This window comes from Streptosporangium sp. NPDC004631 (assembly GCF_053601935.1).
Genome location: NZ_JBSGCR010000030.1, coordinates 69,075 through 81,517 on the forward strand (window position 1 = coordinate 69,075; position 12,443 = coordinate 81,517).

Annotated in this window: 8 protein-coding genes and 1 pseudogene; 4 read left to right on the forward strand and 5 right to left on the reverse strand. The window is 71.2% G+C overall.

Translation table 11 applies throughout. From position 1 onward, the window contains the following. Positions 1–14: 14 nt before the first annotated feature. Positions 15–860: a 16S rRNA (adenine(1518)-N(6)/adenine(1519)-N(6))-dimethyltransferase RsmA gene (rsmA, locus tag ACWEF2_RS25425; protein WP_355595422.1), complete on the reverse strand. Its 846-nt coding sequence runs from the start codon at positions 858–860 to the stop codon at positions 15–17. Between the two features lie 201 nt (positions 861–1,061). On the opposite strand from rsmA, the gene ACWEF2_RS25430 reads away from it, so the two are divergent. The 3 genes from ACWEF2_RS25430 (at position 1,062) to ACWEF2_RS25440 (ending at position 6,527) form a co-directional block, all read left to right on the forward strand. Further along, positions 1,062–2,567, forward strand: coding sequence for a hypothetical protein (locus ACWEF2_RS25430; RefSeq protein WP_453818855.1), 1,506 nt, complete (start codon positions 1,062–1,064; stop codon positions 2,565–2,567). An 826-nt stretch (positions 2,568–3,393) separates the two neighbouring features. Further along, entirely contained in the window at positions 3,394–5,094 is a 1,701-nt protein-coding gene (locus ACWEF2_RS25435; RefSeq protein ID WP_453818856.1) for a serine/threonine-protein kinase, read from the forward strand. After that, positions 5,091–6,527, forward strand: a complete 1,437-nt coding sequence (locus ACWEF2_RS25440; protein WP_453818857.1) for a hypothetical protein — start codon at positions 5,091–5,093, stop codon at positions 6,525–6,527. The genes ACWEF2_RS25435 and ACWEF2_RS25440 overlap by 4 nt, the downstream gene beginning before the upstream one ends. Positions 6,528–6,620: 93 nt before the next feature. On the opposite strand, the gene ACWEF2_RS25445 is transcribed toward ACWEF2_RS25440, so the two are convergent. Genes ACWEF2_RS25445 through ACWEF2_RS25455 form a run of 3 tightly spaced genes read right to left on the reverse strand, consistent with a single transcriptional unit; the run spans position 6,621 to position 10,567 of the window. Continuing rightward, positions 6,621–7,481, reverse strand: a complete 861-nt coding sequence (locus ACWEF2_RS25445) for a TatD family hydrolase (protein WP_453818858.1) — start codon at positions 7,479–7,481, stop codon at positions 6,621–6,623. Positions 7,482–7,539: 58 nt separating this feature from the next. Then, the gene (metG, locus tag ACWEF2_RS25450) at positions 7,540–9,321 is read right to left on the reverse strand and encodes a methionine--tRNA ligase (RefSeq protein WP_453818859.1); all 1,782 of its coding nucleotides are present in this window, start codon (positions 9,319–9,321) and stop codon (positions 7,540–7,542) included. Positions 9,322–9,346: 25 nt separating this feature from the next. Continuing rightward, complete coding sequence (locus tag ACWEF2_RS25455) at positions 9,347–10,567, reverse strand: glycosyltransferase (RefSeq protein ID WP_355595432.1); 1,221 nt, start codon at positions 10,565–10,567, stop codon at positions 9,347–9,349. A gap of 140 nt (positions 10,568–10,707) precedes the next feature. Here ACWEF2_RS25455 and ACWEF2_RS25460 point away from each other — a divergent pair, with 140 nt between their 5' ends. Beyond that, positions 10,708–12,216 carry a hypothetical protein gene (locus tag ACWEF2_RS25460; protein ID WP_453818860.1) on the forward strand — a complete coding sequence of 503 codons (1,509 nt, stop codon included), beginning with the start codon at positions 10,708–10,710 and terminating at the stop codon, positions 12,214–12,216. Here the strand turns inward: ACWEF2_RS25460 and ACWEF2_RS25465 are convergent. Next, positions 12,164–12,443 (reverse strand): annotated as a pseudogene (locus tag ACWEF2_RS25465) (phospholipid carrier-dependent glycosyltransferase); the annotation flags it as partial. The gene ACWEF2_RS25460 and the pseudogene ACWEF2_RS25465 sit on opposite strands and share 53 nt — an antisense overlap.

Here is a 12,443-nt window from a genome sequence, read left to right on the forward strand (position 1 = left end):
CTCGGCACATCGGCCTACCCACGGTTCTCCGCGATCCGGGCGAAGTCCTCGATGGTGAGCTGCTCGCCGCGTTCCGTGGGGTCGACCCCGGCGGCACGGAGCGCCCGCTCCGCGGCCGCGGCCGTACCCGCCCACGACGCCAGGGCGGCGCGCAGGGTCTTGCGCCGCTGGGCGAACGCGGCGTCCACCGCCGCGAAGACCTCCTGGCGTGAGGCGTGGGTCGAGGGCGGCTCGCGGCGGGTCATCGCGACAAGACCGGAGTCCACGTTGGGGATCGGCCAGAAGACCGTCCGGCCGACGGGACCGGCCCGGCGCACATCGGCGTACCAGGCGGCCTTGAGCGAGGGGATGCCGTAAATCTTGGAGCCGGGCGCGGCGGCGAGCCGGTCGGCCACCTCCGACTGGACCATGACCAGGATGCGGCGGAGGGACGGCAGCGTCTCCAGCAGATGCAGCACCACCGGAACCGACACGTTGTAGGGCAGGTTCGCGACCAGCGCGGTCGGCTTCTCCTCCGGCAGGTCACCGGGAAGGACCCGCATGGCGTCGGCGAGCACGACGGTGAGCCGGTCGGCGATCTCCGGAGCCCGCTCGGCGACGGTCAGCGGGAGCTGGGCGGCCAGGACCGGGTCGATCTCCACGGCCACCACACCGCGGACCTCGGGAAGAAGCGCGAGGGTGAGCGACCCCAGGCCGGGGCCGACCTCGATGACCACGTCGTCCGGCCGCAGCTCGGCGACCCGGACGATCCGGCGGACGGTGCCACCGTCGATCACGAAGTTCTGGCCGAGCCGCTTCGTCGGGCGGATGCCGAGCCGCTCCGCCAGATTGCGTATCTCCGCCGGGCCGAGAAGGCTCATGTCCGTTCCCCGCCCAACGGCCGGGATCCGGGGTTCACCGGATCTCCGCACCCGCCGACTCGCCCGCCGCGTTCGCTCACCACTGCACTTCCCACGTCATCCGACAAGTTTCGCGCATCGAACACCCTGCGACGACGCACGCCCGGGAAGCAGGAGCACCGAGACACCGCAGGACCGGCTCCACCGGACGAGCGCGAGGGGGTGCGGGCGACGACGCCCACACCCCCTCTGTCACATCGGCTCCGTCACATCGGCCGACCGCCTGTTCCACCCGGCGCCCCACTCCACCGCCCCGGCGACGCCTCGGTTCCCGAGGCCCCCGGAGCGGTCGGAGCGGACCGCCTCAGCGGTCGGCTCGACCCGGGACTACCCGACGATCCCGACGGCCATGCCACCCCCGGGCGGTCCGGGCGGACCCTGGGGTCCTTCCGGCCCCTCAGGCCCCTGAGGACCGACGGGCCCCTGCGGACCCTCAGGACCAACCGGGCCCTGCGGACCGGCGGGCCCCTGCGGGCCGGTGGCACCGGTCGGCCCGACAGGCCCCTCAGGACCCTCGGGACCAACCGGGCCCTCAGGGCCGGGAGCACCATCGGCACCGACCGGACCCTGCGGACCCTCAGGACCAACCGGCCCCTCAGGACCGACGGGGCCTTCAGGACCTGCCGGCCCCTCAGGACCAGGGGCACCGTCAGCACCGGCCGGACCCTGCGGGCCAACCGGGCCCTCAGGACCGGCAGGACCCTCAGGGCCGGGAGCACCATCGGCACCGACCGGACCCTGCGGACCCTCAGGACCAACCGGCCCCTCAGGACCGGCGGGGCCTTCAGGACCGGCGGGACCCTCAGGACCAGGGGCACCGTCAGCGCCAGGGGCACCGTCAGCACCGGCCGGACCAGCGGGACCTGCCGGACCCTCAGGACCGGGAGCACCGTCAGCACCGGCCGGACCCTGCGGACCAACCGGGCCCTCAGGACCGGCAGGACCCTCAGGGCCGGGAGCACCATCGGCACCGGCCGGACCCTCAGGCCCCTCAGGACCAACCGGCCCCTCAGGACCGACGGGGCCTTCAGGACCTGCCGGCCCCTCAGGACCAGGGGCACCGTCAGCACCGGCCGGGCCCTGCGGACCCTCAGGACCAACCGGGCCCTCAGGGCCGACAGGACCCTCAGGACCTGCCGGACCCTCAGGCCCCCGAGCACCGTCGGCGCCGGCCGGACCGGCCGGACCTGCGGGACCAGGGGCACCATCGGCACCGGCCGGACCCTGCGGACCCTCAGGGCCGACAGGACCGACGGGACCCTCAGGCCCCGGAGCACCATTGGCGCCGGCGGGGCCCTCCGGGCCTACGGGACCGGCCGGGCCCTGGGGACCTCTTGGTCCGGTGACGCCGATCGGGCCAACAGGACCGACCGGACCGGTGGAGCCGTCGGCGCCGGCCGGACCCTGCGGACCCCTTGGACCGGCCGGGCCGACCGGACCCGCCGGACCTCTGGGCCCCGGTGGTCCCTGGGGACCTGGAGGAACCGCGCAGAGGTAGAGCGGCAGCGAGAACCGTCTGCACAGCGGGATGTACGCCTGCTGGTCCTGGTCGGCCTGCGATACCGGCTCGACGTGTCCCGGATCGTCGGCATGGGCTGTCTCGGAGGTGGAGAGTGGGGCGGTGGTGGAGGCGAGGGCGGCCAACCGGGCCGGAAGGGCACCGTCTGACTCGGAGCGAGCCGGTGTCTGAGCCATCGGCCAGATCGGCGTCGTGTCGGCCCCCGCGAGAGCGGGGGAACAGACAAGAACGGCTCCGGCGAGCGCGCCGCCCACCAGAGTTCGTTTCATAAAAATAGCCACGGCGAAATTCTCCCCTGCCCCATTTACCGAAAACGCCGAGGTGAACGTTTTTGAGCCGACACAAGCCCTCCATAAACGGTGCGCCCAGAACACCGCTGGGATATTGGCCGGGAGCCGCGCGTTTTTTTACTCACCGATCCAATAAAACACCCATAGAATACTAATTCCCGTGTCGCACGCATCAACCGGACCAAGCGTCGCGCATTCCTCCGCCACCCCGTCCCGACTCCGCGGCGGGGCCGTGAAACCCGGCCGCATCCTTTGAACAGGCCACGGCGGCAGGTCGTCACCGGCATAGCATGAAGGGCTATGCGGCGTCCAGTGAGACTCGCACGCATATGCACGGAAAACGGAGATGATGTAACCTTTCCAGGAAAGGCGTTATATAACAAACGCGAGGAGTAATGTCATTTACCATGACAACCGGCGGCGTTATGCCACGCGAAAACGTCACGGTCGCCGACCCGTACCCGACTCGCCGTCGGCGCGCCCTGGCGCCCCCGCCGCAGGACGTCGCGAAACGCTCCCGAATCCCAGGAGACACCCCCGGAGCCGGAGCCGAGATTTCACAGGTCATCCCCTGCCCGACGGGACGACGGGAACTCCCCGTAGGCCTGCCGGGAAACCCCTCAGGCGCGGAGCCCGATACCGTTGCCCGTAACGGGGGGTCGTCGGCAAGGAAGGAATCCACCCCGTGGCGGACGTGAACCCACCCGGTGTCGAGGGGTTGCGGCCCGGTGATCCCCAGCAGATCGGGGGTTACCGACTTCTCGGACGTCTCGGCGAAGGCGGTATGGGCACCGTCTATCTCGCGATGGCCCCGGCCGACCGGCCGGTGGCGCTCAAGGTGGTCAGACCCGAGGTCGCGATCGACGACGGGTTCGCGGCGCGCTTCCACGCGGAGGTACGCAACGCCCGGCGGGTGGCGTCGTTCTGCACCGCCCAGGTGCTCGACAACGGGAACATGGACGACGGCCGGCCGTACATGGTCACCGAATACATCGCCGGTACGCCGCTGTCCCGCCAGATCGGCCGGCACGGCGCCCTCGAACCCGCCCCGCTGCACGGCGTGGCCCTCGGGGTGGCCGCCGCGCTGGCCGCGATCCACGTGGCCGGGCTGGTCCACCGCGACCTCAAGCCCGCCAACGTGATCCTGTCCATGTCCGGGCCCCGTGTGATCGACTTCGGCATCGCCAGGGCCCTGGACTCGACCCACGGATTCACCCGGTCGGGCGAGATACTCGGCAGCCCCGGCTGGTGGGCCCCCGAGCAGATACGCGGCCTGGAGATCACCCCGGCCGCCGACGTCTTCGCCTGGGGCTGTCTGATCGCCTATGCGGGAAACGGCCGCCACCCCTACGGCCGGGGCGACATGATCACCATGGCCACCCGGTTGCTGAACACCCCGCCGGACCTGGGCACGCTGCCCGACCCGCTCAACGAACTGGTCCGCCTGGCCACCGCGATGGACCCCTCCCAGCGGCCCACGGCCCAGGATCTGCTGATCGCCCTGGTGGGAGGCGGCCTGGCGGCGCCGACCACGACATCCTCCGCTCCGGTGGACCCGCCCACCCTGATCGCCGACGACATGCTCAGCGAGTCGTGGCGGCCCCCGGCCAACGTGGGACCGGACTCCACCCGGACCCTCGGCGCGCTGAACCTGGAGACTCCCCCGTCACCCCCCACCCCGGCTCCCGGCCCAAAGGCACCGATTCCCAACAAAAGGCCGCCGTCGGCGTCAGCCGACACACCGGCCCCGCCCCCGCCGGGCACACCGGCCCCGTCCCCGGCCGGCGCGGCGGTGCCGCCCCCGCCCGGCAGACCGGCACCCCCTCCGCCCGGCTCGCCGATCCCGGCCTCACCCGGTACGGCCTCCCCCGGAGAGCCCCGGCGGCGCTGGCTGCTCGCTGGACTGGCCGTCGCGGCCGCGCTCGCCGTCACGGTCGCGGTACTGGCCGGCACGGGCGGCGGGACCGGGCAGCAGCCACAGGCGGGGAGCGCCGCGTCCACCGGTGCCACCGACGTGGGCCGGCGGATCGCGACCGGCTCCCCCGTCGAGGACCCGTATCTGATCGTCCCCCGGGCGCCGCGATGCGGTCCGGCCTCATACGGAGGGACCACCGCGACCGGCGGCGGGCTGTGCCTGGTCGGCTGGACCCTGGTCAACACCGGGACGAAACAGGTGTCGCTCAGCCGTACCCCACCGGCCATGGTGGACGACTCCGGCGCGGCCCACACCCCCGAGCCGTCCTCGACGGGGTGGACGGGCACGCTGGCCCCCGGGGGCAGGGCGGACGGGACGCTGATCTACGGCCTGCCCCGGGGGCGCAGGCCGCTGAGGCTGACCGGTTCCGTGATCGAGAAAGGCAGGCAGATCGAGGTGAGGCTGTCATGAGGTTCCCGCTCGCCCCGCTGGTCGCCGCCGTACTCGCGGCACCGTCCGTGACGGCACCCGTGGCGGCGCTCGCGACCTCCGCCGCCGCGGCACCCGCCGCCGAGTGCGCCGGGACGGGCTCCAGCGGCCCCAACGGTGATCTCAAGGACGACTTCAACGGCGACGGCGTGGACGACGCGGTCGCCGGAGATCCGTTCGCCGCCCCCGCCGGGCGGGAGGGCGCCGGGGCCGTGCACGTGCTGTTCGGCCGAGGTGAGGGCGGGACGGTCGTGACGGCTCCTCAGCCGGAGGCGGGAGAGGGCTTCGGCTGGTCGGTGAGGCCGGTCCATCTCGACGCCGACCGCTGCGCCGACCTGCTGATCGGCGCGCCGTACGCGGACGTGGAGGGAAGCCGGGACGCGGGCGCGGTCTACCTCGTCTACAGCGGGGCACCGCGGCGGACGATCCGCCTGGTCTCCCCCGAACCGGAGACCGATGCCCACTTCGGCTGGTCCCTGGCCGCCGCGGGAACCCTGGTCGCCGTCGGCGCACCCCACGAGAACGCCGACGGGGTGGACGACGCGGGCTCGGTCTACCTGTTCGAGACCGGGTCCGGGACCACCCCCGGGAGCGCCGGGGGACGGCGGATCTCCCAGGACACCGAGGGGGTTCCCGGTAACAGCGAGACCGGTGACATGTTCGGCTGGTCTCTGGAGCTCGGCAGGCTGGGCGGGACCGCCGGCGAACCGGACCTCGCGGTCGGCCTGCCGCACGAGAACGACGACGGGCTGGGACGGCAGACCGGCGAGGGCAAGCTCGACTCGGGTGCCATCGCCGTGCTCTTCGACGTGGGTGGCTCTCAGGAGAGGTACGTCGGCAGGAAGTGGGACCTGCACGAGATCGTCGATCTCCACGCGGGCGACCGGTTCGGCTACGCGATGGCCTACGCGGAGGAGGGCGACGTGGGGTATCTGGCGGTCGGCGCGCCGCTCGGCGACGGGGGCCGGGTGCGGGACTCCGGCCTGGTCCGGCTCTTCCGCGCGTCCGGCACGGAGGAGATCACGCCGATGGCCACCTTCGACCAGGGGGCGGAGGGGGTCGCGGGCGACGGATACGGCCTGTCGCTGGCGCTGACCGGGGAGGGCGGTGTCCGGCTGGCCGTGGGAACCCCGTTCGACGGGCCGGACCGGCGAGGCGGCGTCTGGCTGGTGCCGGTGCGGGACCCGGCGCGGGCCCGGCTGATCGACCAGGCGCAGGCGGGCGACCGCTTCGGCTGGTCGGTGGCCTTCAGCGGGAACCGGCTGGTGGTCGGCGTGCCGGACCGCGGAGGCTCGGGGGCGGTGATGCTGCTGGGCCGTAACGACGACACGGGCACCCTGCTGACGCCGGGAGGCGGCAAGGTGCCCGCCCTGGACGGCGGCGGCCCGGCCGACTTCGGCGCGTCGGTGGGCTGAGACCGCCCCAGACCACCGAACCGGGGGCAGGCGGAGCGGGCCGCCGAGCTGGAGATGCCCGAAACAGGCTCGGAGCGGGGCCGGGCCCGGGGCCTACCAGGGGCCGAAGACGGTCTCCCCGTTCACGCCGACGGCCTCGGCGAGCCGCGCGGGGTCCACCCCCTTGACCTCGGCGAGGCAGCGCAGCGTGATGGGGAGGAGATAGGGCGCGTTGGGTCTGCCCCGGTGCGGGACCGGCGGGAGGTAGGGCGCGTCGGTCTCGACGAGCATGAGCTCCTCGGGCACGATCGCCGCGGCCTCACGCAGATAGCCAGCGTTCTTGTAGGTGACCGGGCCGGAGAAGGACATGAAGTAGCCGGCCTCGACGCACCTGCCGGCCATCTCGGCGTCGCCGGAGAAGCTGTGGAAGACCACGATCTCCGGGGCGCCCTGGTCGGCCAGCACGCTCAGCACGTCGTCGTGGGCCTCCCGGTCGTGGATCACCAGGGCCTTGCCGGTCCGCTTGGCGATCTCGATGTGCGCCCGGAAGCTGGCGTGCTGGTCCTCCTTGGCGGCCCAGTCGCGGTAGTAGTCGAGACCGGTCTCCCCGACGGCTCTGACGTGCGGCAGCCGGGCCAGCTCCTCGATCTCGGCGAGGACCTCGGGCGTCGAGGCGTGCGCCTCGTTCGGGTGGACGGCCACCCCGGCGTAGACGTCGGCGTGCTGCTCGGCCGTATCGGCGTTCCACCGGGAGGACGGCAGGTCGTAACCGATCGTGACGAGCCGGGTCACACCGACCGAGCGGGCCTCCTTGAGGATGCCCTCGACGCTCGCCCGAGCCGCCTGGGCCGCCTGGGCGACGGGGTCTCCCGAGGACGCCTGACGGCTGCCCACCATGATGTCGAGATGGCAGTGGCTGTCGAACACCTCGGCGGTCAGGGGTTCGGGGGCGGCGGGAAGCTTCGTCGTGCTCACGCCACCCAACCTATCGAGACCCCGGTACGGCCCGCACGGAGCGCGGGCCGGGGGCACGTCACTCGGTCAGACGGCCGAGCTCCTCATCGACGATCTTCGGGTCGAGCTTGGTGAACAGCGGAGTCGGCGGGGCGAGCGGGGCGCCGACCCGGATCGGGACGGACTTCCAGCGGGCCTCGCCCTCGTAGGAGCCGGTGATGATGGGATACTCCCTGCCGTTCTCCTCGCCGACCTCCTTGATCTCCGGCATCCCCGACCACACGCCGGTGCCGCCGAGCATCGTGTGGATCTTGTTGGAGGAGGAGGGCAGGATCGGGGTGAGCAGGGTCTTGGCGTCGTCGACGACCTGCAGGGCCACGTGGAGGATGGACTTGACCCGCGCGGGGTCGTCCTTGATCTTCCACGGCTCCTGCTCCGCCAGATACTTGTTGGCGTCGCGGATGACGTCGAACGCCTCGGTCGTGGCGTTCTTGAACCGGGAGCGTTCGAGCTCGGCGCCGACCGCGGGGAAGGCGGCACGGCTCCGCGCCAGCAGGACGCGGTCGGCGTCGGTGAGGTCCCCGGCCTCGGGGATGACGCCGAAGTTCTTGGCGGCCATCGAGATCGAACGGTTGACCAGGTTGCCCCAGGCCGCCACCAGCTCGCCGTTGTTGCGGTTGAGAAACTCCGACCAGGTGAAGTCGGTGTCCTGGTTCTCAGGACCCGCCACCGCGATGTAGTAGCGCAGCGCGTCGGCGTCGTAGCGGGCCAGGAAGTCGCGGACGTAGATGACGACCTGGCGGGAGGAGGAGAACTTGCGCCCCTCCATCGTCAGGAACTCGCTGGAGACGACCTCGGAGGGCAGGTTCATCGTGCCGAGCGAGCCGGGCTTGCCGTCTCTGGCGCCCTGGCCGTTGTAGCCGAGCAGCAGCGCGGGCCAGATCTCGGCGTGGAAGACGATGTTGTCCTTGCCCATGAAGTAGTAGGCGCGGGCGTCGGGGTTCTGCCACCACTGCCGCCAGGCGTCGGGGTCGCCGGAGCGGCGGGCCCACTCGATGGAGGCGCTGAGATAGCCGATGACGGCGTCGAACCAGACGTAGAGCCGCTTGTTGGGCTGGTCGCGCCAGTCGTCCAGCGGGATCGGCACGCCCCAGTCGAGGTCGCGGGTGATCGCGCGGGGCTGGAGGTCGCCCAGGAGGTTGAGGGCGAACTTGAGCACGTTGGGCCGCCAGTCACCCCGCTTGGACTGCAGCCAGGTGCCGAGCACGTCGGCGAACGCGGGCAGATCGAGCATGAAGTGCTCGGTCTCCACGAAGATCGGCGTCTCGCCGTTGATCTTACTGACCGGGTTGATCAGCTCGATCGGGTCGAGCTGGTTGCCGCAGCTGTCGCACTGGTCGCCGCGTGCGCCGTCGTAGCCGCAGATCGGGCAGGTGCCCTCGATGTAGCGGTCGGGCAGCGTGCGGCCGGTGGACGGCGAGATCGCCCCCATCGTGGTCTTGGGGAAGATGTAGCCGTTGTCATGGAGACCCTTGAAGATCTCCTGAGCCACGGCGTAGTGGTTCGCCGTGGTGGTCCGGGTGAACAGGTCGTAGGAGAGACCGAGCGCCTGCAGGTCCTCGGCGATCACCCGGTTGTAGCGGTCGGCGAGCCCGCGGGCGGTCAGCCCCTCCTTGTCGGCCTGCACCTGGATGGGTGTGCCGTGCTCGTCGGTCCCGCTCACCATCAGGACCTTGTTGCCCACCATCCGCTGGTAGCGGCTGAAGATGTCGGACGGCACGCCGAATCCGGAGACGTGCCCGATGTGGCGAGGGCCGTTGGCATAGGGCCACGCGACCGCGGTCAAGATGTGGTGGGACATGATGCCAAGCCTAAGGGACGCGGGCTCAGGTCTTGCTGCTCTCCCGGGTGACAGCCTCCGCCGCCTCCTCGGCCGCGGACGCGGCCACGTCGATCGGCGCCTCCCTGGTACGGCGGATGCCGAGGATGCTGATGAACAGCGCCGCGAAGATGGTCTGGAAGCTCATGATCAGTGCGGCCGCCGAGGGCACGACGATGCGCAGCGACTCCGACGGGATCAGCGGGCCGAAACTGCGCGTCTGCCAGTGGACCAGCGAGGCGACCAGGCCGCCGAGGCCGGCCAGGGCCAGCAGGCCACCGGCGATCAGCCCCTTCTCCAGGGTGACGATGTCGACGAGCTTGCGCACCCGCCTGTCCTCGGGCAGGAAGCCCTCCTCCGCGGCGTACACCTTGGTGAACAGGGCGAACAGCACCGCCTGGAAGCCGATCACCACCGCGGCCGAGGCGCCGACCAGGGTGTCGACGTCGAAGGCGAGTTTGCCGATGTAGACCGGGCCGAAGGTGAGGGCCGCGCCCGCGACGAGGCCGAGGGTCATCAGCAGCAGACCCGGGATGAAGAACAGCCAGCGCGGGCTGTACAGCAGCAGGAAGCGCAGGTGACGCCAGCCGTCGCGCCAGGAGCGCAGGTGCGGCGGGCGGGAGCGGCCGTCGGGCGAGAGCGTGGTGGGCACCTCGCGCACGTCCAGCCCGGACAGCGTCGAGCGCACCACCATCTCGCTGGCGAACTCCATGCCCCCGGTCTGCAGGCCGAGCCTGAGGATCGAGTCGCGCCGGAAGCCGCGCAGGCCGCAGTGGAAGTCGCCGATGGCGCTGGGGAAGAACAGCCGGCCGATGAAGGAGAGCACCGGGTTGCCGAGGTAGCGGTGGAGCGGGGGCATGGCGCCCGGGGCGATGCCGCCCTTGAAGCGGTTGCCCATCACCAGGTCGGCTCCGTCGCGCAGCTGCTCGACGAACGGCAGCAGCCCGGTGAAGTCGTAGGAGTCGTCGGCGTCGCCCATGATGACGTACTTGCCGCGGGCCGCCCGGATACCGCCCATCAGGGCGTTGCCGTACCCCTTGGCGTCCACGTGCACCACGCGGGCTCCCGCGTCACGCGCGAGCTGCTGCGAGCCGTCCGTGCTGCCGTTGTCGGCTATCAGGACTTCTCCCTCGATCCCGTGCTCCCGCATGCAGGCCAGTGCCTTGCGTACGCAGGTCTCCACGGTCTCCGCCTCGTTCAAACAAGGCATGACCACGGTCAGTTCCACGTCTCAACCCTTCAGTCACGGCACAGCCCAATCTCATCATGATGCCCTCTATCGTCTAGCGTGCGGGTCAACTCCATGAAACGGCTGGCATCCTGTAGTGCATGGTGACCGTCGCCGAACCACCGTGCCTGGACATACCCGTGACAGGCGCGCTCGCGCGCACCCGGGAGTTCCTGGGCCGTCATCGGCTGTTCGTGACCGCCCTGGCGCTGGCCTTCCTGCTCCGGGTCGTCACCATGCTCGGCTACGGCCCCGCGCTGTGGTTCAACGACTCCTTCGAGTACGTGTCGGGGGCGGTCAACCCCGACCGGCCAAGTGCCCTGCGCCCGAACGGTTACTCCTTCTGGCTGCTGCTGCTGAGGCCCTTCCACAGTTTCGGCCTGGTGGTGTTCACCCAGCATCTGATGGGCCTGGGTATCGCGGTGCTGATCTACGCGCTGCTGCGCGTGAGGTTCGGGCTGCCCGGCTGGGGGGCGACGCTGGCCACCATACCGGTGCTCTTCGACGCCTACCAGATCCAGCTTGAGCATCTGGTCATGTCCGACGCGATGTTCATGCTGCTGGTCGTGGGGGTCGTGACGCTGGTCCTCTGGCACCGGAGGATGTCGTGGCGGCTGGGCGCCGTGATCGGGCTGCTGCTCGCGTTCACCGCGCTGACCAGGTCGATCGGCCTGCCGATCCTGGCCCTGGTGGTGGCCTACATGTTCGTCAAGCGGACCGGCTGGCGGCCGATCACGGCGATGGTGACCGCGTGCGCGGTCCCGGTGCTCGGCTACATGGCCTGGTTCGCCTCCGCGTACGGCAACTTCGCGATGACCAACAGCGACGGGGCGATCCTCTACATGCGGACCGCGCTGTTCGCCGACTGCACGACGATGAAGGTCGACCCGCGCAAGGAGCTTGAGCTCGCGCTGCTGTGCATCAGCGCCCCGCCGAGCGAGCGTCACTTCTCGGGGCAGAAATATCTGTGGTGGGCCCAGCCCGGCCAGCGGTTCCACGCCTTCGGGCCCGGCACCACCTTCACCCCCGACATGAACCGGGCCGCGGGGACGTTCGCCAAACGGGCCATCCTCGCCCAGCCGCTCGACTATCTCGCCATCGTGACCGGTGACTTCTTCCGCGCCTTCCGCTGGGACCGGCCGCAGTTCCCCGACGCCAACACCTACCGGCAGTACGAGTTCCTCGCCGAGGGCAAGGTGCTGCCCGCCTGGTCCTCCTACCGCGGCACCACCGACCGCGACGCCCAGATCTACGATCCGAGCCTGCCGAGCGCGCAGATCCGCGGCAAGCCCAGCGTGATCGGCACCGAGGTCCACGACCCGTGGGCCGCGATCATCCGGGGCTACCAGCAGACGATCAGGCTCCCGGGCATCGTGGTCGGCCTGCTGCTGCTGACCGGCCTGGCCGGGGTGCTGGCGCGCTGGCGCAAACTGGGCGGTCCGGTGCTGCTGCCGTGGCTGGGGGCCTTCGGGCTCATCCTGGCCCCCGCCGCGACCGCCGAGTTCGACTACCGCTACGTGCTGCCGGCCGTGCCGCTGGCGTGCGTCGCCGCCGCGATCTCACTGCGTCACGGGTTCGGCGGCTCCGCCGGACCGGCTAGACCCACCGGGGAAACAGCATCCGCGCCCACCACTGCGAGTGCGGAATGACCTCGGCGGCGAGCACGGGGTAGAGCCACCAGAAGTTGATCAGCACCAGAAACATGAAGCCGCCGACCAGCGTGGCCCCGACCGCCCTGCGGCTGGGCACGGACCGGTGGGCGGCGACCCCCGCGACCGCGCGGCCGATGATCAGTCCGGCGGCGAGCACGATGGCCAGGATCATGAACGGGACCATGGCGACGGCGTAGAACATGAACATGGTGCGGTTGTCGGCG